Origin of the sequence: Paraburkholderia kirstenboschensis (assembly GCF_904848585.1) — a bacterium.
Classification (GTDB): Bacteria; Pseudomonadota; Gammaproteobacteria; order Burkholderiales; family Burkholderiaceae; genus Paraburkholderia; species Paraburkholderia kirstenboschensis.
On record NZ_CAJHCR010000002.1, the window covers coordinates 161,796 to 183,673 of the forward strand.

Below are 21,878 nucleotides of genomic sequence, written 5' to 3' on the forward strand. Positions count from 1 at the left end.
CGGCCACCGTGAGTTTCAGGTGGCCGACCTCTACTTCATTAGGCTTCAGGATCGGTAGGAGTAGTAGCTGAGACGTTGGCGGATTGCGCAGCGACTTTGTCGTCAGACGGCGCATCCGCGCGAGCCGCTTGCTCCTCCGTCTGGGCGCCTGGCGGTGAAGCTTCGAGCGAAGCTTCCTGCGGCGCTTCATGAACGGGCGCCGCGGCACTCGCGGAATTTGCAGCAGGCGTATCTTTCTGCGAATCGGCCGACGCAGCCGCCGCCTTCGCGCTCTTCGCAGCGCGATGGGCCTGCAAACGTTGCGCGCCCGCGGCTTCCTGCGCCGTGACCTTGCCGGCCTCCGCGCCCGTCAGATCCACGCGGGCCGCGCCTTCGACGAGAGACTTCCAGTAGCGGCTGCCGCGGCACCAGGTCTTGATCGCGTCACGCAGTTCGGCTTCGCTCAGCGACAGGTCTTTCGCGTGCACCACGAGGTCTTCGAAGATGCCGACCTTCAGCGGCAGCTTCGGCGCCGGGTTCTTCGGGAACGCATTGGGGAAACGCTTTTGCAGACGCCCGATGGACTTCACCACCGGATCGACCGGTTTGGCATCTGCCGCGGGCGCCGCTGCGGGCCTCGCCGCGCCACCACCACGGCGCTGGTGCGACGGCTTGCCGGCAGGCCGCCGGTCCGCCTTCGCGCCGGGCGCAGTGCCGGGATTCGCGGGATTCGCAGGCTTTGCGGGCTTCGCACCAGGCTTGCCGTCATTCCTGACATCGCGCCTTGCGTCGGACCTGCCCTCGGCCTTGGCGCCGGACCGGGCATCGGCCTTCGCGGCAGGCGCAGCCTGGGCGCGTGCCGCGGCCAGTTGCTTCTTCAGTTCAGCAAGTTGTTCGAAACCCATAGCGCACAACCAATCGAGAAAGACGAGATTGTAGCAGCGCTCGGTAAGACCTTCGTGACGGCGTTGCAACGCCGTCCGAGCCGCCGCCGCGAGGTTTGCGCCAGCTTGCGATTACACTCGACATTTCAGGCATTTCCAGCTGGCACTCGCGCTTAATGGACCTCAGGCAAATTCAGTACTTCATCGCACTTTTCGAGGACGGCTCGGTCACGCGAGCGGCCAAGCGGCTCAATATCGTGCAGCCGGCGCTCAGCATGCAGATTTCGAAGCTGGAAGCCGAACTGCATCAGAAGCTGTTCGAACGCGGGCCGCACGGCATGACGCCGACCGACGCCGCGCGCCAGATGTATCGCCTCTACACGCCGATCATGCGCGACATCGAGCGCGCGCGCGAGCAGTTGAGCCGGCGCGATGCGATCGTCACTGGCCGCGTCGCGCTCGGCATGGTGTCGTCGGAGGCGGAAAGCGTGCTGCCGGAATCGCTGGCAAGATTTAACGCGATGTTCCCGCAAGTCGAGGTATCGGTCGCGGACGGCTTCAGCGCGCAACTGATCGACGCGGTCGAAGCAGGCCGGCTCGACGCGTCCGTCATCAACAAGCCGCGTGGGCGCCTGACACTGGACGTCGTGCCGCTGCTCGACGAAGAGATGGTGCTCGTGACGAGCGCCGCGCTCGGTCCGCAACTCCCGCCGACACTCGAGCTTGCCGCGCTCGCCGACGTGGAACTGGTGCTGCCCACGCGGCGCAACGGCCTGCGCGGCGTGCTCGACGCCGCGCTCCTCGCAGCGAATGTGGTGATCAAGCCTAAGTTCGAGATCGACCTGCTGAACACGATCGTACAGTTCGTCGAACAAAGCAGCGTGGCGACGATCCTGCCGCGCGTCGTCGTGCAGCGCAAGGTCGATCAAGGCGTGCTGTTCGTGCGTGCAATCGCGTCGCCGCCAATCGTGCGGCACATTATCCTCGTGAGTCATCCGAAGCGCCCGCTCGGTCCAGCCGCGCTGGCGCTCATCGACATCATCACCGAAGAGATTCGCAGGGTGACGACCGGCACGGCGCTCGCGTGAGCGCCGTGCGTCTTCGCGGCAAGCGAAAGTTGTCGCGCTGCCGGCTCTTTATACCGGTTCCCGAACCCCGCCCTGATCGAGCTTGCCGAGCGTTTCGGGCACGATGAACGCGCCGATCAGGAAGATCACGCTGATCGCGCCGACAAAGATCGCGAGCGTCAGCGGCAACTGGCTCGCGTCTTTTGCGACGAGCGAGACCGCCGTCGGCATCATCCCGCCGATAGCGAAGCCGATATTCCACGACAATCCCGTGCCGGTCGCGCGAATCGCGGTCGGAAAGCGTTCGTTCAGGAAGATCAGAATCGGCGCGTAACCGGCGCTGCCGAGCGCGCTGAGAATCACCGCATAGACGCCGACCATCGTGATGCTGGATGCGCCCGGCAACAGCAGGAACAGCGCGGGCAACGCGAAGAGACGAATCAGCCCGAGCCACACGAACGCCGACTTGCGGCCGATGAAGGTGCTCAGATGCCCAGCGGCAACCGATGCAATCAGCACCGCCACGCTGCACAGCATCAGGATCGCCGCGGCCGCGCCGTTCGGCGCGTGGCTCACCACTTTCAGGAAAGTCGGCAGATAACCCGACGTGAGGTAATAACCGCTGCCGCCGCCTACCGTCAGCAGCAGATTGACGAAGAGGATCGAGCGGTAGTCGCGCGAAAACAGCGTACGCACCGGCGAGCGCACCACTTCGACTGGCGCCTTCACCCCCGACGTGGATGCAGCCGCGGCCTTGGCGGCTTTTTCGGCCGCGAGCTTTTTCCACAGCGGCGATTCTTCGAGGCTGCTGAAGACAAACAAACCGAGCACCGAACTGACGATGCCGGTAAAGAACATGCAGCGCCAGCCCCAGACGTCGAAGAGCTGGCCGGGGAACAGCGTGGACATCGCGAGATACGTGAGCGACGCGAGCAACGCGCCGAGCCCCGCTCCGCCGCCGCCGATCAGACCCGACACCGCGCCGCGATATTTCGGTGCGACGGATTCGGTGCCGATCGTGTGAGTCGACGCCACCACGCCGCCGACGAACACGCCCTGCACGAGACGCAGCACAAGAAAGATGATCGGCGCGGCAAGGCCGACCTGTGCGACGGTCGGCAGTGCGCCGAATGCGGCTGTGGAAAGGCCTACGCCGACCACGGCAATGATCATCGCGCCCTTGCGTCCGTGGCGGTCCGCATACGAGCCGAACCATGCCGAACCGAGCGGGCGCATCAGCAAGGTCACCGCAAACGACGCGTAAACCGCGGCGAGCGAAAGCATCGCGTGATCGGACGGAAAGAAGAGCCGCCCGACCACTGGCGCGACGAACAGCAGAACGAACAGGTCGAACAGATCCAGTGCCCAACCCAGGCACGAGGCGAATACTGCACCCATCACTTGCCGCTGATCCATCGCGGGCAAGGCGGCGCTATTTTGCGCTGCTAAGGACATCGTCATCTCCTTGACTGTCTGCGGGCGTCTCTCGATCGTCCGCAATTTGGCGCACGTTCTTTCGCGTGCTTTGGTGTGTTAAGAAACCTTCGGGAATGCGTGGCGATAACCGGCGCCGTACGCAACGCCCGCATGACCGTGCAAGCGCCGCGCGAGTATTGCGTCGGCGATCTTCTCGGCCATCATGATGGTCGGGATGTTCGTATTCGCAGACGGCAGTCGCGGCATCAACGACGCGTCAACGACGCGCAGGCCCTGTGCGCCGCGCACGCTGCCCGCCGTATCGGTGACGGCCGCCGGGTCGTTAGCGTCGCCCATGCGGCAGGTGCCGCTCGCGTGCCAGACGCCGAACACGTTCGCGCGAATGAATTCCTCGAGCGCGGCCTGATCGGCGAGCAGATCCCCGAGCCGCTGACCACGCGTGAAGAAGCGCTCGATCAACATGCGCCGCAGCGGCGCGGGTCCGTCGAGCAAACGGCCGAGCAGCGACGTCAGCAGCGCATTGCCCTTGCCTACGCGGCTCAGCGCTTTTACGCGCGCTGAAAACGCAGCGGGAAAGAAGTCGCGGGAGTTCTCGCCGAAACCCGAGCCCGCGACGATTTGCGTGAGCATCCGCACGCCGCGGACAAGCCGTGCGATATCGCGCGGGTCGTCGAGCAGATTCAGATCGACGCGCGGCGGCGCGGCGGGATCGGCGGAAACGAGTTGCACGCGGCCACGCGAGTGAGGACGGTTGCACCAGAGAAAAAAGAGGCCCAGCCGGTTGCCGAGTTCATGCCAGGCGGCACGCGTCGCACTCGACAGATACAGGTCCGACGCTTCGCCGCCCGCGATGCCCGAACTCAGGCGCGCGGCCATCATGCTCGCGCGTCGCCGCGACAACGGCATGCGCAAGCGCGGCTCGAGAAAATGACAGAACGTGAGCGACGGATGATCCTGCAGATTACGTCCCACGCCCGGCAGATCGATCACGCAGTCGATGCCGAGCGCATTCAGCTCCGCCTTGGCTCCGATGCCCGCGCGCATCAACATCGCGGGCGACTGCAGCGCGCCCGCGCACAGCACGACTTCGTTCGCGTTGAAACGAACCCGCTCGCCGTCGCGTGCGAACGCGACCACACCGCGCGCCACGCGCCCTTCCATCACGATGCGCTCCACTCGCAGATCGGCATGGATATGCAGATTGGCGCGCTTGCGCGTGGACTCGTCGAGATACGCGATTGCCGTGGACACGCGGCGGTCGTCGAGATTCGAGAATGCTGCGGGAAAGAAGCCGTCGCCGAATTGCGCATTCTGGTCGTGCAGCGGCGCGATACCGTTCTTGCGCATGCCGGCGGCGAACGCGTTGCAAAACGGCGGCCATTCGGCGGGCATGATCCGCCTGATCGGCACCGGTCCTTCTTTGCCGTGCAACTCGCCGTCCGGAAAATCGACGTCGCGTTCGAGCTTGCGAAAATACGGCAGCACGTCTTCCCAGCCCCAGCCGCTCGCGCCGTTCGCCGCCCACCCGTCGTAGTCGCGCGGCAAACCGCGATTGGCCGACTGCACATTGATGCTGGAGCCGCCGCCCATCACGCGACCCTGTTCATACACGCGCGGCGCAGAATCGCGCGTTGCTCGCGCCATCAGTTCAGGCCAGATATACGTATCGCCGCAAAACACCGGCATCGGATAACTGTCGAGAATCTCCGAGGGCACGCGGCCCGGCGGCGTGTCCGCGCCGGCTTCGATCAGCGCGACACGCAGCGACGGCACCGCGGAGAGGCGCTGCGCTAGCACGCACCCCGCCGATCCGCCACCGACGATCACGTAATCGAAGTGTTCCATCTGCGTGTCTCCTGAATCGTTTTATGTGCTACGGCGACGCGGGCCGCTCAAGTGCCGCTTGACCGTCACTCAAGTGCCGCGAAACACCGGCTTGCGCTTGCCATGAAACGCCTCCACGCCTTCGCGGAAATCGTCGGACGTGCGCAAGCGGCTATAACAATGTCCTTCCAGTTCGATTGCGATCGACAGCGGCGCGTCCTCGGTATCGTTGAGCAGCTTCTTCGCGGTTCGCTGCGCGAGCGGCGAGAACGCACGCAGTTCGTCGACGAGCGCGTCGGTGGCCGCTTCCAGTTGCGCGTCGGCCACGCACTCGACCGCGATGCCCCACTCGTATGCCTGTTTGCCCGGAATGCGGCGCGAACGCATCACAATGTCCTTGGTGCGGCCGACGCCGACCATCTGCTGCAAGCGGGCCGAGCCGCCCGAGCCTGGAATCTGTCCGAGCTTCTGTTCGGGCAGCGCATAGAAAGTGGTGTCGGTTGCTATCCGGAAGTCGCATGCGAGCGACAACTCGAAGCCCACGCCGAAGCAGAAGCCGCGATTGGCGGCGATCACAGGCTTCGAGCAGCGGGCCGGCGCGGCGATATTCCACGCGAGCTTCGACACATGTTCCGGCGACGCTTCCAGGAAGCCCTTGATGTCGCCGCCGCTCGAAAAATGCTCGCCCTTCGCGCGCACCACGATCACGCGCACGCGCTCGTCTTCGTCGAGTGCCTCGAAGGCTGCGCGCAACTGATCGCGCGCATGCATCGAAATTACGTTGAACGGCGGCCGGTGCAGAACGATGTCGGCGCGCTCGCGTTCGGCGTCGATCTCGATCGAAAAGCCGTCGAGGTCTTGCAGCAGGCTCTGGCCGCGGTGGGTCAGCTCGGTCATGAGATTCACTCCTTGTTGATTTCAGTTTGCTTCTGAATGGTTTCGTTGCCGCTCTCGCAGCCGCTCTCGTCTTTCAGGTATTCACCCGCGGACAGCTTGCGGCGCAAAATCTTGCCGACCGGCGACTTCGGTATGTCGTCGACGAACACGTATTCGCGCGGACGCTTGAAGTTGACGAGGTCGGAGGTGCGGCAGTACGCATCGAGCGTTTCGGCGTCGACGTATTCACGCCGTTTGATGAAGGCCACCACGCGCTGGCCCCAGCGTTCATCCTTCACGCCGGCCACCGCGACGTCGTCCACGGCCGGATGCAGCGAGAGCACCGACTCGATATCGACCGGGGAAATGTTCTCGCCGCCGCTGATGATCATGTCGTCGACGCGGCCGGACACGTACAGATCGCCATCGCTGTCGATAAAGCCGGTGTCGCCCGTGAAGTACCAGCCGTTGCGCAACGATTTCGCGTTCGCATCCGGCCGGTTCCAGTAGCCTTCGAACGCTTCGTCGCCCAGCAGGTCCACGATGATCTGGCCTTCTTCGCCGACGTCCGCGAAATCGTCAGGCGTGCCGGCGTCGAGCTTCACTACCCGCAGACGTGTGTTGATGCCCGCGCGCCCCGCGCTGCCCGGCTTCTTTGTCGCGTCCTGGTCGATACTGAATGTGTAGACCTCCGACGAGCCGTAGTGATTGACGAACAGTTCCGGTTCGAACGCCGCCGAGAGCCGCTTGAGCAAACCATCGTTCATCGGCGCGCCGGCAAAGCCGAGCTTGGTCACCGTGGAAGTATCCGTCGACGCAAACGCAGGGTCGCCAAGCAGATCGTGATAAAGCGTCGGCACGAGATACAGACACGTGACCTTGTGCCGCGCAATGGCTTCGAGCGCGAAACCCGCATTCCAGCGGCGCGCGCAAACGAACGTGCCGTCCACGAGCGCCATGGCGAGAAGCGAGCGCACGCCCATCGTGTGATAAAGCGGCATCACGCCGAGCGTGCATTCGCCATGACGGTAGAGGTTCTGAGCGACATGCGCGAGCGCGGCCGCGCGTTCTTGCCGGTGACGCCGCGGCACGCCCTTCGCCTTGCCTGTCGTACCCGACGTGTAGAGGATCAGCGAATAATCGTCCGCGTTGGCATGCGCATCCGCGTCGGAATTCGCACGGCCGGCACCCTCTGTGAGCAAGCTGTCGAAGCCCGCGCTGCGCCCAGGCGCAAGGTCGAGTCCGATGCGCGGCACGCGTTGTGCCGCGGGACTTTGCATCACCGCCTCGGCGCATACCGGCTCGTAGACGATTGCCTTCGCGCCCGCGTCGATCACGCAGTAATCGAGCTCTTCGGGTTTTGCGCGCCAGTTCAACGGCACGATCACGATGCCCGCAAACTGACACGCCCAGTGCAGCGTCGCCATCTCCCAGCGGTTTTGCAGCACCGCAAGCAAGCGGTCGCCGTGCGCGAGGCCGAGCCCACGCAGACCGTCGGCCACATTCACGATGATGCGGTGCCACTCTGCATACGTGAGCGCAAGCTCGCCGTCGACGAGCGCCAACGCGTTGGGGCTGCGCTCCACGCTTTGCAAAAAAGTACGCCCGAGGTCAAGCATGGCTCGCCTCCAGTGCTTCGCCCGTCTCATTGCGATGCCGGCGGCGCGCGGCCACATCGAGCACGGCCGCAACGATCGGCGTATAGCCCGTACAGCGGCACAAGTGGCCGGACAGCATCTCGCGCACCTGCGCTTCGCTAGGATCGGGCACGCGTTGCAGATAGTCGGCGCACGACATCAGGATGCCCGCCGTGCAGAAGCCGCATTGCAATGCGTGATGGCGTTGAAACGCCTCCTGCAGATCCCCGAGCACCATCTCCGGCGCCAGGCCTTCGACAGTGTCGATGCGCTGCCCTTGCGCCTGCACGGCCAGCATCAGACAGGAACGCGCGGCAACGCCGCCCACCTGAACGGTGCATGCACCGCACACGCCGTGCTCGCAGCCCACGTGCGTGCCCGTCGCGCCCAGTTCATGACGGATGAAATCCGACAGCAGTTCGCGCGGTTCGCAATAAGCGCTGCGTTCGCGGCCGTTGAACGTCAGCGTCACGCACTGACGTTCGTCACGTCGCACGACTTGCGGCGGCCCTTCGGCCGTTTTTCCATTGGATGTATTGCTCACTTTGCCTCCTCGATCACGCGCCATCCGAGTTGCCGGACCAGATGCCGGCGATAGCTCGCACTGATATGCGCGTTGTCCTGCGCGCCCAGCTTCCAGCTCAAATCGTTCAACGCCCCGCGCAAATCGTCGCCGGACAGATGCGGCCATTGTTCGACCACCGGCCGGTCCGCCACGCCGCCCACGGCGAGACGGATCGCATCGTCGGTGACCACCGCGGCGCACGCGACAATCGCGAAATCGCCATGACGTGCCGAGAATTCCGCGAAGCCATAACGCTCGCCTTCACGCTTTAGCGGGAAACGCACGGCTTCGACGAGTTCGTCGGGCTCGCGGGCGGTCATCAACATGCCCTGAAAAAACGCGTCAGCGGGCAGCACGCGTGGCTTCTTTTTCGAGCGCAGCATCACGTCGCCGCCGAGCGCGCTCAGCACGAGCGGCAGTTCGGCGCTCGGATCGGCATGCGCGATCGAGCCGCACACGGTGCCGCGGTTGCGAATCTGAAAGTGCGAGATGTGCGGAAAAGCCATCGCGAGCAACGGCACTTCATCGCGCAGCGACGCGCGCCATTCGACGCTGCCTTGCGTCGCTGCCGCGCCCACTGTCAACGAACCGGCCTTGCGGTCGACGCGCACCGCCTCCAGTTCGCCGGTGCGCGAAATGTCGATCAGCATCCGCGGTTGCGCGAGCCGCATGTTCAGCACGGCCATCAGCGATTGGCCGCCGGCGAGCACGCGTGCGTCTTCGCCGTGTTCCGCCAGTGCGTCGAGCGCATGCTGCGCGGTCATCGCGCGCAGGTAATCGAACGGCGCGGGTTTCATCGGTGTCTCCTGAAGCGGGCCAACAAGCGCGACAGCCACGAACCGCCGCCCTCACCGGAACTGTGGGCCGACGCGTCGAGCGGCTTGCCCGCGGCCTGGCGTCCCAACGATTCGAACAGTTGACGCAACACGACTTTTGCCGCGCCTTCCAGCATGCGCGCGCCGACCGCCGCGACTTTGCCCGAGACCTGCGCCTCGTAGTCGTACGAAAGACGCGTGCCGTTCGCGATCGGCGTCAGTTCGACAAGACCGCTGCCGCGCGCGCTGCCGAGCGACGAAATGCCCGCGCCTGCAAGGCGCAAACGGTGCGGTGCGTCGATCTCCGACAGACCGATCTTCGCTTCGAACCGCGCCTTGATCATGCCGACGCCCACCGTCACGTCCGCGCGATACTGATTCGGACCTTCGGTTTCAAGCGCGTGGCAGCCGGGAATCACCTTCGCGAGCGCGTTCGGATCGAGCAGCACGGCAAACACGGCTTCGGGCGTCGCGGGCAGATCCACACTGCCTTGCGCGGTCAGCGCCTTGCCGCCGCCGGACATCGCCGGGTTCTTCGGCGCGGGCGCTTCGCGCAACTCGGGGCGCGAGGGCTCGGGGTCGTCTATGCCGATCAGCCCCATTACTTTCGACGGCGTGAGCGGCAAACGGATGTCGTCGACGCCGAGCGCATCGGCCACCGCATTCGCGATGCAAGGCGGCGTGCTCATGTTGTTGCCCTCGCCGAGTCCCTTCGCGCCGAGCGGCGTGAACGGCGACGGTGTTTCCAGATGCACGATCACCGGATCAGGCACCTCGCACGCGGTCGGCATCAGATAGTCGGCAAGCGTGCCCGACTGGAAGCTGCCGTCCGCGCCGTAGCGGAACTCTTCCATCAGCGCCGCGCCGAGTCCTTGCGCGAACGCGCCGCGAATCTGGCCGTCGGCGAGCGCGGGATTGAGCAACGTGCCGGCGTCGTGCGCGGTCACATAACGGTCGATGCGCACGCGGCCCGTTGCGCGATCCACTTCGACACCGCACATGTCGAACACAAAACCATAGGCAGCAGAAGTATTGACGCGGTCGTTCTCATCGGGCGCCGCCATGTTCGGCGGATTCCAGAACACCGTCTCGCGCAAACCGGGCTCCTCGCCTTCGGGCAGCAGCGCGGGCGCCCAATGCGGCGCATTCGCGGCGACCCGGCCGAACGGTTGCGCGCGATCCTCCGCGCCTTGCGCGAAGATGCGACCGCCTTCGAAGCAGACATCTTGCGGCGCACAGTTGAGCTGCTTCGACACGATGCGCGCGATCTTTTCGCGCACGCGCACGGCGGCAAGATGCACGGTGCCTGCGACCGCGCCCGCAAAGCGGCTCGAATAATTGCCCGCCGCGACCGACCAGGCGTCCTTGTGCGTATCGAACTCGACGTTGACGGCCACCTCGTGCGGCGAGATGCCGAGCACGTCGGCCACCACCTGCGCGCATACCGTCATGTGGCCCTGGCCCGCAGGCGTCGATGCAATCGTGACGACCACGCCGCCGAGCAGATCCACACTGACCGTCGCGCTTGCGATCGCGCCGCTTTTCGGACCGGCCTTGCGGCGCGCCTCGGCGGGCATCGCGGTCGTGATGTAGCCCATGTTCGACACCGACGGCTCGACGATCGCCGAGAAGCCGATGCCATACAAGCGCCCTTCGTTACGTGCGGCCTCACGACGCGCACGCAGTTCGTCGTAGCCGCCTTCGTCGAGCGCGCAGCGCAACGCTTCCTGATAGTTGCCGGAATCGAGCAGCGCGCCTGCCGCAGCGCGATACGGGAACGCATCGGCGCGCACGAAGTTGCGGCGATACACGTCGAGCACGTCGAGCCCGAGTTCGATCGCGATGCGCTGTACCAGCCGTTCAAGCGCGAAGTACACCTGCGGTCCGCCGAAGCCTCGCACGAGTCCGGTGGGCGTCTTGCTGGTCAGCACGACGCGGTTGCGCACGAGCAGATTGTCGATCGCGTAGGCACCCGTGAGACACCCATGCATGCGATAGAACGTTGCGGGTTCCGGCGCGCGCAAGTATGCGCCGGTGTCTTCAAGCTGATCGTAGGAAAGCGCGGTGATGCGGCCGTCGTTTTCGACCGCCGCTTCGATCGTGGAAAGGCGCGCTGTCGCGGACGTCGCCGCACTCAAATGCTCGAGCCGGTCCTCGACCCATTTGACCGGCGCACCGGCTTTGCGTGACGCGAGGCACATCAGCACCACATACGGAAACACCGCCTGCTTCACGCCGAAGCTTCCGCCCGAATCGCGCGGCGCCTTGTGACGCAGACGATTCGCCGGCACGTTCAGCGCCATCGCCATGACCGCGTGCAGCGAGAACGGTCCCATGAAATTCGACGTGACGTCATAACCTTCGTCGCCCGGCAGATACTCGGCAATCACCACGCCGCACTCGATCGGCGCACACGTGTTGCGCGGATAGTGCGCGACCAGTTTCACGCGATGCGGCGCTTTTTCGAACGCCGCTTCCGGCTCGCCATAACGGAAATGCCGGTCGCTGATCACGTTGCTGCCCACCTTCTCGTGCAGCACCGCAGCGTTATTCCCGACAGCTTCCTCGATCGACGTGACAGCCTCCAGCGTCGCGTACTCGACCTTGATCAGATCGAGCGCATCCTCAGCGATAGCGCGAGATTCGGCCATCACGACCGCAACTGGTTCGCCGACATAACGGACGCGGTCCATCGCGAGCGCCCACTGCTCCATCGGCGATTTGACGCCGACCACGAACGGGCGCGACCATGCGCGCAGATCGTCACGTGTGAGAATCGCGCGCACGCCACGCAGTTGCGACGCCGCTTGCGTGTCGATTGCAAGCAGTTCGGCATGCGCATGCGGCGAGCGCAAGACCGCCGCGTGCAGCGTCCCGGGACGCACGCCGATATCGTCGCCATAACGGCCGCGGCCCGCGAGAATCGCCGGATCTTCGAGACGCTGCATCGGGCGCCCTACGTGACGCTCGGCGCCTTTCGCGGGTTCGGCCTCGCGTTCGCGCGTAGCCGCGTCGGCTGTATTGAGCAGATCGCGCTGGTTCATTGCCCGCCTCCCGCTTGCCGTTGTGCGAATTCATCGGCCAAGCCGCTCCAGCGTTGGGCGATCTCGCCGTGCTCGATACCGAACAGATCGAGAATGCGCCCGACGGTGTGGTCGACTACGTCTTCGATGGTTTTCGGATGCGCGTAAAAGGCGGGCACCGGCGGCATCACGATGGCGCCCATCTCGGTCGCGTGAGTCATGTTGCGCAGATGCGCGAGATTCAACGGCGTTTCGCGCGCGACCAGCACGAGGCGGCGACGCTCCTTGAGCATCACGTCGGCGGCGCGGGTCAGCAGGTTGTCGGCAAAACCGTTCGCCACGCCCGCGAGTGTTTTCATCGAGCACGGCGCGATCACCATGCCGGCCGTAATGAACGAACCGCTCGCCACGGCCGCGCCGATATCGCGCACGTTGTAGACCACGTCGGCCAGGCTCTCGAGGTCGCCGCGCGTCATGCCGAGTTCTTGCGCGGCCGTGACCGCGCCCGATGCCGACACGATCAGATGCGTCTCGTGTGTGCCGAGACGACGCAATGCAGCGAGCAGACGCGCGCCGATCAGCGCGCCGCTAGCGCCTGAAATGCCGACGACGATGCGCTGCGCCTTAGCCGCGCGCAGGTCTTGCCGGGTGTTGTCGACCCTCGCTTCAGACATGACCGTCACCGAGATAAGTGTCGAACGCGGCGTTATCCGCCGCGACTAGCGCGTTCAGATCCACCGTGTCCTCTCCGGGAATCCGCACGCGCGTGAACACGTGCGATGCATAGGCCACCGGACGCGTCGCGTCGAGTCCCATCTTCGCGCTGATGCCCTGCAGATAAGCAGGTGCGTCCTCGGGCTGGCCGACGGTAGTCGACGGATCGAGTGGCGAGCCCTGCGCGCCTTCGATTACGACGAGATCGCGATCGGCCTGGAAGCGCGTGGCGATTGCCCATTCGATTTCGGCGGGATCGTGCACGTCCACGTCCGTATCGACCACGACCACCTGCTTGATGTCGTAATGCGCGCCGAACGCGCACAGAATCACGTTCTTCGCCTCGCCCTCGCGCTTCTTCTCGAACTGCACCCACAGGTGATAACGGCACACTCCGCCCACGGACAGGTGCACGTCCTTCACGTTCGGATGGCTGCGTTGCAGATGCGAGAGCAGCGTCGCCTCGCGGGGAATCGCGCCGAGCAGCAAATGCTCCATTTCGGCCGGCACGATCGTATGAAAGATGGGGTCTTTGCGATGCGTGACGGCGGTGACCTCGATCACCTCGCGTGCTTCCTGCGCGCTGTAGTACTTCGGAAACTCGCCGAACGGGCCTTCCATCTCTCGCACGTTCGGCAAGATGCGGCCCTCGATCACGATTTCAGCGAAAGCCGGTACATGTACCCCGTTGCTCACGCATTGCGCGACCGGCAGCGGTGCGCCATGCAACGCGCCGGCGATCTCGAGTTCGTCGCAGTCGATCGGAGAAATAGCTTGCGACGCGAGCATCGTGAGCGGATCGACGCCTATCGCAACGGCCACGTCGAGCGCGTCGCCGGCCGCTTCCGCCGTTTTCTGGAATGCGTGAAGATGACGCGGCAACAGCAGGATCGCCATGCGGTCCGCGGCGTGCACCTGGATCCGGTTGATCGACACGTTCTGTACGCCGGTACGCGGATTGCGCGCAATCACGAGACCGGCGGTGATGTACGGGCCGTTGTCGTGTTCGCTATGCGTCGGAATCGGCAGTAGCGCGTGAAGGTCGATGTTCTTCGTATGCACGACCTGCTGGCACGGCGCTTCGTCGCGCGACACGAGACGAGATGCGAGCGGACGTTCGGCAGCGTCGCTAAAGCGAGCGAGCAATTGAGCTTCATCCACCCCCAGCGCTTCTGCGATCCACGCGCGCCGGGACATGAAGCCGCTCACCACCGGCACGCGGTGACCGCCTGCTCGCGTGAAGAAAGCCGCCTGCGTGCCGTCGAGGCGTTTGGCAATCGCCGCCAGCTCGTGTTCCAGCGCGACCGGTTGATCGATGGTCGCGAGGCGTCCGCTGCGCGCGAGATGCGCGAGCCAGTCGCGCAAAGCGAGCGCTCCGCCTTTGCGGGCCCAGCTGAAATGTGAGGTGTCGTGCGGCGCGGCTTCGCGTGTGTTCATCTGCGTCTCCATCGGTGACTGGCTTCATGCCCCGCTTGAATTCCGCTTCATGTCGGAACGGAGCGCCAGTTGATGATGAAGCGTAACGAGATTGGCGTATAACTTCTAATATGGAATATTGATGCTTCGAATCATTCCCGATGATATGAGTGTTAGCACCAATGACAGCCGTTTGTAGGCGGGTTATCAATTCAGCATCCGCATGTAACGGTACATGCACGAGTCCGGTCATCACTGTCGATGACATACCCCTCGGCCCGCAGCGTGTGTTCTGATAAGCCGCGCCCCGCTCATTATGTTCGCTGATGCTTTATTCATACCAACATGGACCTCCGGCAAATCCAGTACTTCATCGCACTGTTCGAGGACGGGTCCGTCACCCGCGCCGCTAAACGGCTGAATATCGTGCAGCCCGCGCTCAGCATGCAGATCGGCAAACTCGAAGACGAACTGCATCAGCAACTATTCGAGCGCAACGCGCATGGCATGGCGCCGACCGCGGCCGGGCGGCTGATGTATCGCCTCTTTCTGCCGATCATGCGCGACCTCGCGCACGCACGTCAGCAACTCGTGCAGCGCGACGAAGTGGTAACCGGGCATGTGTCGATCGGGCTAATTGCCTCGGTGACGGAAAGCGTGCTCGCCGATGCGTTGTCGCGCTTTCATGCGCGCTATCCGCATGTCGACGTGACGGTGGCAGACGGCTACAGCGCGACGTTCATCGACTGGGTGGCGGGCGGCCAGCTCGACGCGGCGCTCATCAACAAACCGCGCGCGCGTCTCTCGCTCGACGCGCAGCCGTTGCTCGATGAGGAAATGGTGCTCGTGACAAGCGCCGCGAACGGCCCCGAGTTACCTCACGCGATCGAACTCGCACAGCTTCCCGAACTCGAACTCGTATTGCCGACGAAGCGCCACGGCCTGCGCGGCGTGCTGGATACGGCCGCCCAGCACGAGGACGTGCTGCTCGCACCGCGCTTCGAAATCGACGTACTGAGCACGATCGTGAAGCTCGTGGAGAGCACACGCTTTGCGACTATCCTGCCGCGCATCGCGGTGCAGCGCGCGGTGCATCAGGGCACGCTGCGCGCATATCCGATTCTCGCGCCGCGCATCGTGCGGCACATTGTGTGCGTAACGCATCCGCGGCGCCCCTTGAACGCGGCAGCGGATGCGCTCGTGTCGGTGATCGCCGACGAGCTGCGCAAGGTGTCGAGCGCGTCGGAGATAGAGGCCTCGATCGAATAGCAACGCTCGGCGCGAACCGCTAACCGTTGGCCACATCGGCGAAGCCGCCGAGGTTTGCGCCGAGGGCTCGAATCGCGCGAGCGACGTCCGGCGACAGCAGTGCTTGCAGTTCGGCGGCGTGGCGGTAATCGCGCATGCCGTCGGTCAATTGGCGCTCGCCTGCAATGGCAGGATGGCAGTAAATTTCTGCGACCCCACCTCTGAGCGAAGCGAGCGCCGCGAGCCACGCGGCCTCATCCATGCGGCCGCTGCCGGCGATGCCGACGACATAGTCGTTGTGAAAAATGCCTGCGCGGTCGAGCCGCGCTTTCACCAGCGCTATCCACGGTCTTAGCCACGGCGGCGCATTCAACTCGAACGGCAAACGCATCGCCTTCATGCCGAATTCGCGGCCGATCTCAAGGATCAAGCCAAGCACCGTCGGATGCAGATGAAAATGCTTGTGGGTGTTCACGTGATCGAGCGCGAGTCCGGTCTTTGCAAACGCCTGGAACTGCGCGCGAATTTCGTGCGCAAGCTGCTCGCGTACATGCGGCAAAAAAAAGAACCGCACGCCGTCGCGGACCATGTTGTCGCCGAAGCGGCCATGCTCGTCCAGCAATGCCCCAATGCAGGCGCGCGGCAATACCGCGTCGCCATCGGCGAGGACGAGATGGAGGCCCACGCGCAAGTGCGGCATTGCGTGCGCGCGCTCGACTGCATCCGTCGCGGCGGGCGCGCCGATCATGAGGCTCGCGGCCGTGAGCACGCCGTGGCGATGCGCCTGCTCCACGGCCAGATTCACACGGGAATGCAAGCCAAAGTCGTCGGCGGTGATGATCAGCGCGCGGGGCCTCTCGGCGCACGGCTCGATGGGACGAGGCTCGAATGCATGTGGCCTGGATGCGAGCGGCCTGGATACGAGCGGCTTTAATGCGTGAGACTCTGCCACATCCACCTCAGCGGCCATCGGATGCCTCCATCACGTCCATCGAGCGCAGTGGCCTCGCACGCGCAGCCGAACGCGAACTTCCGACCGGAACGCGCGCGCCCCGCCACGTGACGTGCGAACCGAAAGCCGCAGCGAGCCATTGGAATAACAGCAGCGTATCGCGCAACGGCAAAAGCGGAAGATCGCGCCAGAACGCACGCCCGAGCGAATCCGCTGTTTCACCGGGAATTGCGCACCGTATTGCCACTTCATGGCGCGCGGCACGCAGATGCAGCAGCAAACGCGCGGCAAGTCCCGCCATTGTGCCGGCCGCGCCGGCGAACGCGTCCCAGGCAGGCGCGCCACCGTTCGCTCCCGCAGCGAACACACCGGTCAGACATGCACCGGCAATGAGCCACGGAGTCGGAAATGTGATGAACAGAAAAGCGAAACCGAGCGGATTCACCGAACGTATCGTGCGCAACCAGCGGGTCTCGCGTTGCCACAGTTCTGCAAAGGTGGGTTCGGTCACATCGGTGGCCACCATTACGCGCGAGAGCACCGTTTGCAACCCGAGCGCACGCGCATGTTCGGCTAGCCAGTAGTCGTCGGCAAGACAGTTCTTGAGGGCCTCGAAACCGCCGATGCGTTCGAGCGTTTCACGCCGCAACGCGAGCGTAGCGCCGAAACCGAAGCGGCGCGAACCCGCCATGTGCGCGACGCGTACCGAGGGCGCAAACCATTCGTTGACGAATAGCGCGCCTACGCGCGGCCAGAAGCCGCCCACGCCTTGCGCGGCATACAGACAGGTGAGAACGCCGATGCGTGGGTCAGCGAGGGGCGCTGCCACGCTCTCCAGATAATCGGCCCGCACGGCGATATCGCTATCGGCAATCACGATCACGTCGTGACGCGCGCGCTCGGCCATATTCATCAGATTGCTGACTTTCAGGTTGCTGCCGTGCACCCGCGTGTCGATCGCAAGTTCGATATCGAGCAACGGATACGCAGCTTGCAAACGACGCGCGACGGCAATCGCGGGATCGTCAGGAGAACATACGCCAAGAACAAGCTGGAAATTCGCGTGACGCTGCTCACAAAAAGTTTGCAGGTTCTCATAGAGGCGGGGCTCGGCGCCGCACAGCGGCTTGAGCACACTCACGCCCGCATGGGGGAGCGGATAAGCCCGACACGAGGCAGGTGCGCCGAGCTCCGCCCCGTGCACGAGGCTTGCCGGATCGACTGCGGGAGCGGCTGGCGAAAGACCGTCGTGGCCAAACGCGGCGCGGCCACGAACGGTAGAGAACGGCATCGCCACCGCCGCGACCAGCGCATACAGCGACGCCGCGATGCAACCGGCGAGCAGAATCCATTCGCCTACTGTGAATGCGTGCGCAACCATTGGCGGATTCCGTCAGTGTCCGCGCAAGACGAACGGTGTGCCAGTGAGGCGAAGATGCAAGATGACGAGCCAAAGCCGCGGGCAATCGGACGCGACGGCGACTGGCCTCGCGTAGAGTCCAGCAGCGTTCGCGTAGCGGTCTTCAACGGCAAGGTGGAATGCGGCCTGCGCCACCTGGCGGGCGACGATCACGCCGCCCACTACCATGGCGAGAGCGGCGAGCCGGAAAGCCGCGGAGACAAACAGATGCTGCGCGCCTGGCAGCGCCGCTACCGTCACACAGGCGAGCACGTCGGCCGCGAGAGCCGTGAGCGAGGCCACCATGAGATGGGCTCGCAGCATATCGACTGTGACTGGCTTCATGGCTTCGTTTCGTGGCCTGATGAACGCATCGTGCGGCTTCCCGTAAGCAGCCAGCGCCCGCTCTTCGACGCATTCGTCAGCAAGGAGAAAGACGGTCACTGCGGCCACGCGTCTGCCGTGAATTCCGTCGATGTACTTACGATTTCATTTCGGTAGACCGACAACAAAAGGCGATGCCGCGTGCTCATGTCGCAAGTTCATTTAGCGAATTCTTATCGCCAATACAACAGTAAGCCGTTGATGAGCGATAGTATCGATTCAAGCTGAAGGGAACCTTAAGCAAAACGCGGTATAACGCAGCTAGCGAACCGCATGGCTGACGCTCGGAGTTGCAGCCGCTGCGTTCATTCCATGCGTGCCGCCACACGATAAAAACATCTACGGAATTTATGCCCCATGCGTGTACTCCTCATTGAAGACGACGATCTGATCGGCTGCGGGATCGAAGCAGGTTTGCGTCAAGCAAGTTTCACTGTCGACTGGGCGCGCGACGGCCACAAAGCCAGCCTCGCGCTCGACACCACCAGCTATGCGCTCGTGGTGCTCGACCTCGGCCTGCCCCGTGTGTCGGGCATGGACGTGCTCAAACGGCTGCGTGAGGCCGGCAATGACGTGCCGGTGCTCGTGCTGACCGCGCGCGGGACGGTGGTGGACCGCGTGGGCGGTCTCGAAGCAGGCGCGGACGATTATCTCGGCAAGCCTTTCGACCTCACCGAACTCATCGCCCGTTGCCGCGCGTTGCTGCGACGCGCGCAAGGCCGCAGTGTCGAGCTGATCCGCTATCGTGAGCTCACGGTGAATCCGGCTTCGCAAACTGTGGAGGTGGCCGGCAAACGCGTGTCGCTCACGTCGCGCGAATGGGCGATCCTGATCCAGTTACTGACCAATCAGGGCATTCCGCAATCGCGCTCGCGTCTCGAAGAAAGCCTGTATGGGTGGCAGGAGGAGATCGAAAGCAATGCGATCGAGGTGCACGTGTCGAACCTGCGCAAGAAGCTCGGCGCGAAGCTCATACGAACCGTGCGCAATATCGGCTACGTGGTGGAGAAACCGTGATGAGCGCATCCATTCGCCGGCGGCTCATGCTGCTCGTGCTCGCCAGCATCGCGCTCGTCTGGGCGATCGCTCTTGCGTCCAGCTATCGCCAGGCCACGCGCGAAGTGGCGGAGTGGGAAGAGGCTCGGCTCGCGGAAGTCGCGCAGATGCTCGGGTTGCTAGACCAGTCCAATCTCGTCACGCTCGCCAATGCACACATCGACGTGCGCGAGGAAGAACGCGGCGGAGAAACAAGTGCAAACGACACGGACGACGATGATTCGCTGCCGCGCGACGCACTGTTCCAGGTGCGCACGCGCAATGGCGACGTGATTGCGGGCAGCCCGCCCTTGCGCGCGCTCAATGCATGGGATTTGCCGGTGCCGCCCGTCACCGGCGTGCAGGACGTCGTGCTCGGTGGCCAGACGTACCACTCGTTCACGCTGCGCGATACGCCGCTCGGGCACACGGTGCGCGTATTCGAACAGGCCAACACGCGCAGCGATCTGGTGAGCGGCGTCGCGAGCCGCATTGCGCGCCCTGCATTGATCGCGCTGCCGGTGCTGGCGCTGCTCGTATGGTCGAGCATCGGCTGGAGTCTCGCGCCGCTGCGCACGCTCTCCGATGCGATCCGTTCGCGAGACATCAATCGTCTCGAGCCTGTCGATATCGGCCATGCGCCGATCGAGGTGCGGCCGCTCGTCGACGCGATCAATTTGCTGCTCTCGCGCCTGTTGCATTCGCTCGAACGGGAACGCGCATTCACTGCCGACGCCGCGCATGAGCTTAAAACGCCGCTCGCCGCAATCAAGGTTCAGGCGCAAGTCGCGCTGGCCGAACCCGACCCCGCGCGTCAGCGGCTCGCCATGGAGCGCGTCGTGCAAGGCGTGGATCGCAGCGCACGGCTCGCCGAGCAATTGCTGTTGCTCGCGCGTCTGGACATGCAGGAGAAACTGGCGACGGCGCCGCTCGCGCCTGGCGCCGTCGCGAAGAACGCATTGCTGGCCAACGCGGGCAATGCACAGCAGAAAAATATCCGCGTGACACTGAACTGCGACATGCGCGCGGAGATCGTTGCAGAGCCCGTGCTGATCGGCATTCTCTTCGACAACCTGCTGGATAACGCGATCAAATACGGGAGCGACGGCGGCACCATCGAGATCGCGGTGCGGCGTGAGAAAGAGCAGGTTCTAACTCCGCTTGGAGAGTACCTTGGAGAGCCGCTCAAAGAGCGCATTCTGGTGAGCGTGCGCGACGACGGCCCCGGCGTTGCGCCTGAGGATCTGGCCCGTCTCACGGACCGCTTCTTTCGCGCGACGGGCAACCAGGCGACTGGCAGCGGCCTCGGCCTGTCGATCGTCGCGCGCATCGCGCAACACTTCGGTGCCACGATGCGATTCGGCACTGGCCTCGCCGGCCGGGGGCTCGCCGTCGACGTATCGTTTCCCGCTTATGCGGCGGCGGCCGCCGAACGATTGAAGCCAGCAGCCTAGCGGCGGTTCGTTTCGCCCGCGACGCTGCCTTCAGCGAGTGGTGCCTGCCGCGGGCCGCGAGCCGCTTCGCCGTGCACACGAGGATGCTCGGCGCGGCTCGCACGTAGCGTCGGATTTTGCACGCGTACGCGCTTCGACGTCTCCGCAAACTGCCATGCGAGCAGCCCCGGCACGAATATCAGCAGATCGCGAATGCGCCGTGCGCCCGCAAGCGCCAGACAGGTCGACGGATCGAGGCCCAGCGCGCCGCCGATCAGTATGAAGCCGCCCTCCTGCACGCCGAGGCCGCCCGGCACGAAGAAAGCTGCGCTGCTGATTGCCTGGATCAACGACTCGATTACCACGGCTTCCACGAGCGTCACTCGCGCGCCGAGAAAATACAGCGCGAGCCAGATTTCGAGCGAGGTCAAAAAGCACTGCAGCGGCTGCCAGAAAAACAGATAGCGCAGCACGACGCCGCGGCGTCGCCAGATCAGCTTGATTGCCCGATCGATCTGCGCCGACTGCCCCACGAGCGCGGTGAGCTTGCCGCTCGTCATGTGATTGAGCGCGCGCGTCATGCGCTCGAACGGACTGGCGTGCTGCACGAGCGCGAACAACACGAGCAGCGGCGTCAGCACGACCACACCCCACGCGAGCTGCCCGGCGAGCCGCAGCGTGTCGGAATGGGCATGCGCGAACAGAAAGCCGATGCCGACCATCGTGAAGAGCAACTGGCTGATCACGGTCAACTGCATGTCGACGATGATGCTCGCCACCGCCGTCGACGATCTCACGCCCCAACGCCTGAGCATGCGAAACGACACCACCTCTCCACCGATGCGCGCGACCGGCAGCATGCTATTGACGGATTCGCGCACCCACACGAGGTGCAGCATGTTCGGAACGTGCGGCCGGTTCGCGCCACGAATCAGCGAGCGCCAGTCGCAGGCATTGGCGAGCATCGGCAGCACATGCGCGAGCGCCGCGAGCACGAGACCCGCGCCAGCCGCGCGCAACGCGCCGAGCACTGCACCCGGGTTGCCCTGCCAGACGAGCCACAGCGACGCGATGAGACCCGCGAGCGCGGCGACGCGGCCGAGATGCTTCATCATGCGGATACCTCGTGCGCACCGGTCGCACGCCTCGTGCAGGAGGCTTGCCGCTCATCGTTCGATTCAGAAGAACTG

At 64.5% G+C, this 21,878-nt stretch carries 18 protein-coding genes; 4 read left to right on the top strand and 14 right to left on the bottom strand.

Annotated features, from left to right (window positions below; all coding sequences use genetic code 11):
- Positions 1-38: 38 nt before the first annotated feature.
- On the bottom strand, positions 39-884 hold the full coding sequence (locus JMY24_RS07390; protein ID WP_201701696.1) for a ProQ/FinO family protein: 846 nt from the start codon (positions 882-884) through the stop codon (positions 39-41).
- Between the two features lie 155 nt (positions 885-1,039).
- Between JMY24_RS07390 and JMY24_RS07395 the strand changes: the two genes are divergently transcribed.
- Complete coding sequence (locus JMY24_RS07395) at positions 1,040-1,951, top strand: LysR family transcriptional regulator (protein WP_128595159.1); 912 nt, start codon at positions 1,040-1,042, stop codon at positions 1,949-1,951.
- Between the two features lie 48 nt (positions 1,952-1,999).
- Here the strand turns inward: JMY24_RS07395 and JMY24_RS07400 are convergent, their stop codons facing one another.
- The 9 genes from JMY24_RS07400 to JMY24_RS07440 all read right to left on the bottom strand — a co-directional run bounded on the left by JMY24_RS07400 (position 2,000) and on the right by JMY24_RS07440 (position 14,258).
- Positions 2,000-3,385 (bottom strand): MFS transporter, encoded by a 1,386-nt coding sequence (locus tag JMY24_RS07400; RefSeq protein WP_128595160.1) that lies wholly within the window; start codon positions 3,383-3,385, stop codon positions 2,000-2,002.
- A 78-nt stretch (positions 3,386-3,463) separates the two neighbouring features.
- A complete protein-coding gene (locus tag JMY24_RS07405) occupies positions 3,464-5,212 on the bottom strand; it encodes a GMC family oxidoreductase (protein ID WP_128595161.1) in 1,749 nt (582 codons plus the stop codon).
- A 69-nt stretch (positions 5,213-5,281) separates the two neighbouring features.
- On the bottom strand, positions 5,282-6,088 hold the full coding sequence (locus JMY24_RS07410) for an enoyl-CoA hydratase/isomerase family protein (RefSeq protein ID WP_128595162.1): 807 nt from the start codon (positions 6,086-6,088) through the stop codon (positions 5,282-5,284).
- Between the two features lie 5 nt (positions 6,089-6,093).
- Positions 6,094-7,686, bottom strand: a complete 1,593-nt coding sequence (locus JMY24_RS07415; protein WP_201701698.1) for an AMP-binding protein — start codon at positions 7,684-7,686, stop codon at positions 6,094-6,096.
- On the bottom strand, positions 7,679-8,200 hold the full coding sequence (locus JMY24_RS07420; protein WP_413231236.1) for a (2Fe-2S)-binding protein: 522 nt from the start codon (positions 8,198-8,200) through the stop codon (positions 7,679-7,681). Before JMY24_RS07420 ends, JMY24_RS07415 begins: the two co-directional genes overlap by 8 nt.
- Before the next feature lie 44 nt (positions 8,201-8,244).
- Positions 8,245-9,066: an FAD binding domain-containing protein gene (locus tag JMY24_RS07425; protein ID WP_128595164.1), complete on the bottom strand. Its 822-nt coding sequence runs from the start codon at positions 9,064-9,066 to the stop codon at positions 8,245-8,247.
- Positions 9,063-12,128, bottom strand: a complete 3,066-nt coding sequence (locus JMY24_RS07430) for a xanthine dehydrogenase family protein molybdopterin-binding subunit (protein ID WP_128595165.1) — start codon at positions 12,126-12,128, stop codon at positions 9,063-9,065. Before JMY24_RS07430 ends, JMY24_RS07425 begins: the two co-directional genes overlap by 4 nt.
- A complete protein-coding gene (locus JMY24_RS07435; RefSeq protein ID WP_128595166.1) occupies positions 12,125-12,781 on the bottom strand; it encodes a UbiX family flavin prenyltransferase in 657 nt (218 codons plus the stop codon). Before JMY24_RS07435 ends, JMY24_RS07430 begins: the two co-directional genes overlap by 4 nt.
- A complete protein-coding gene (locus tag JMY24_RS07440; protein ID WP_128595167.1) occupies positions 12,774-14,258 on the bottom strand; it encodes a UbiD family decarboxylase in 1,485 nt (494 codons plus the stop codon). Before JMY24_RS07440 ends, JMY24_RS07435 begins: the two co-directional genes overlap by 8 nt.
- Positions 14,259-14,582: 324 nt before the next feature.
- Between JMY24_RS07440 and JMY24_RS07445 the strand changes: the two genes are divergently transcribed.
- Positions 14,583-15,506, top strand: a complete 924-nt coding sequence (locus JMY24_RS07445; RefSeq protein WP_128595168.1) for a LysR family transcriptional regulator — start codon at positions 14,583-14,585, stop codon at positions 15,504-15,506.
- Positions 15,507-15,525: 19 nt separating this feature from the next.
- Here JMY24_RS07445 and hpnK read toward each other — a convergent pair whose 3' ends face one another.
- The 3 genes from hpnK to JMY24_RS07460 are packed head-to-tail and all read right to left on the bottom strand — an operon-like array spanning position 15,526 to position 18,181.
- Positions 15,526-16,455 (bottom strand): hopanoid biosynthesis-associated protein HpnK, encoded by a 930-nt coding sequence (hpnK, locus tag JMY24_RS07450; RefSeq protein WP_236597345.1) that lies wholly within the window; start codon positions 16,453-16,455, stop codon positions 15,526-15,528.
- Positions 16,445-17,818 (bottom strand): bacteriohopanetetrol glucosamine biosynthesis glycosyltransferase HpnI, encoded by a 1,374-nt coding sequence (hpnI, locus tag JMY24_RS07455; protein WP_201701704.1) that lies wholly within the window; start codon positions 17,816-17,818, stop codon positions 16,445-16,447. The genes hpnK and hpnI overlap by 11 nt, the downstream gene beginning before the upstream one ends.
- A 12-nt stretch (positions 17,819-17,830) precedes the next feature.
- Positions 17,831-18,181 (bottom strand): hypothetical protein, encoded by a 351-nt coding sequence (locus tag JMY24_RS07460; protein WP_128592529.1) that lies wholly within the window; start codon positions 18,179-18,181, stop codon positions 17,831-17,833.
- Between the two features lie 396 nt (positions 18,182-18,577).
- Between JMY24_RS07460 and JMY24_RS07465 the strand changes: the two genes are divergently transcribed.
- A complete protein-coding gene (locus tag JMY24_RS07465) occupies positions 18,578-19,237 on the top strand; it encodes a response regulator (RefSeq protein ID WP_201701705.1) in 660 nt (219 codons plus the stop codon).
- Complete coding sequence (locus JMY24_RS07470; RefSeq protein WP_201701706.1) at positions 19,237-20,709, top strand: ATP-binding protein; 1,473 nt, start codon at positions 19,237-19,239, stop codon at positions 20,707-20,709. Before JMY24_RS07465 ends, JMY24_RS07470 begins: the two co-directional genes overlap by 1 nt.
- On the opposite strand, the gene JMY24_RS07475 is transcribed toward JMY24_RS07470, so the two are convergent.
- Positions 20,706-21,803: a flippase-like domain-containing protein gene (locus tag JMY24_RS07475; protein ID WP_201701707.1), complete on the bottom strand. Its 1,098-nt coding sequence runs from the start codon at positions 21,801-21,803 to the stop codon at positions 20,706-20,708. The two genes, JMY24_RS07470 and JMY24_RS07475, sit on opposite strands and share 4 nt — an antisense overlap.
- Positions 21,804-21,878: the final 75 nt, after the last annotated feature.

What these genes read in the sequence shown, in the direction of transcription:
- JMY24_RS07475 (WP_201701707.1), bottom strand. Translation starts at nt 21,803, where the DNA reads ATGATGAAGCATCTCGGCCGCGTCGCCGCGCTCGCGGGTCTCATCGCG.
- JMY24_RS07460 (WP_128592529.1), bottom strand. Translation starts at nt 18,181, where the DNA reads ATGAAGCCAGTCACAGTCGATATGCTGCGAGCCCATCTCATGGTGGCC.
- JMY24_RS07430 (WP_128595165.1), bottom strand. Translation starts at nt 12,128, where the DNA reads ATGAACCAGCGCGATCTGCTCAATACAGCCGACGCGGCTACGCGCGAA.
- hpnI (WP_201701704.1), bottom strand. Translation starts at nt 17,818, where the DNA reads ATGGTTGCGCACGCATTCACAGTAGGCGAATGGATTCTGCTCGCCGGT.
- JMY24_RS07390 (WP_201701696.1), bottom strand. Translation starts at nt 884, where the DNA reads ATGGGTTTCGAACAACTTGCTGAACTGAAGAAGCAACTGGCCGCGGCA.
- JMY24_RS07400 (WP_128595160.1), bottom strand. Translation starts at nt 3,385, where the DNA reads ATGTCCTTAGCAGCGCAAAATAGCGCCGCCTTGCCCGCGATGGATCAG.
- JMY24_RS07440 (WP_128595167.1), bottom strand. Translation starts at nt 14,258, where the DNA reads ATGAACACACGCGAAGCCGCGCCGCACGACACCTCACATTTCAGCTGG.
- JMY24_RS07425 (WP_128595164.1), bottom strand. Translation starts at nt 9,066, where the DNA reads ATGAAACCCGCGCCGTTCGATTACCTGCGCGCGATGACCGCGCAGCAT.
- JMY24_RS07445 (WP_128595168.1), top strand. Translation starts at nt 14,583, where the DNA reads ATGGACCTCCGGCAAATCCAGTACTTCATCGCACTGTTCGAGGACGGG.
- JMY24_RS07415 (WP_201701698.1), bottom strand. Translation starts at nt 7,686, where the DNA reads ATGCTTGACCTCGGGCGTACTTTTTTGCAAAGCGTGGAGCGCAGCCCC.
- JMY24_RS07405 (WP_128595161.1), bottom strand. Translation starts at nt 5,212, where the DNA reads ATGGAACACTTCGATTACGTGATCGTCGGTGGCGGATCGGCGGGGTGC.
- JMY24_RS07395 (WP_128595159.1), top strand. Translation starts at nt 1,040, where the DNA reads ATGGACCTCAGGCAAATTCAGTACTTCATCGCACTTTTCGAGGACGGC.
- JMY24_RS07465 (WP_201701705.1), top strand. Translation starts at nt 18,578, where the DNA reads ATGCGTGTACTCCTCATTGAAGACGACGATCTGATCGGCTGCGGGATC.
- JMY24_RS07410 (WP_128595162.1), bottom strand. Translation starts at nt 6,088, where the DNA reads ATGACCGAGCTGACCCACCGCGGCCAGAGCCTGCTGCAAGACCTCGAC.
- JMY24_RS07435 (WP_128595166.1), bottom strand. Translation starts at nt 12,781, where the DNA reads ATGTCTGAAGCGAGGGTCGACAACACCCGGCAAGACCTGCGCGCGGCT.
- hpnK (WP_236597345.1), bottom strand. Translation starts at nt 16,455, where the DNA reads ATGGCCGCTGAGGTGGATGTGGCAGAGTCTCACGCATTAAAGCCGCTC.
- JMY24_RS07470 (WP_201701706.1), top strand. Translation starts at nt 19,237, where the DNA reads ATGAGCGCATCCATTCGCCGGCGGCTCATGCTGCTCGTGCTCGCCAGC.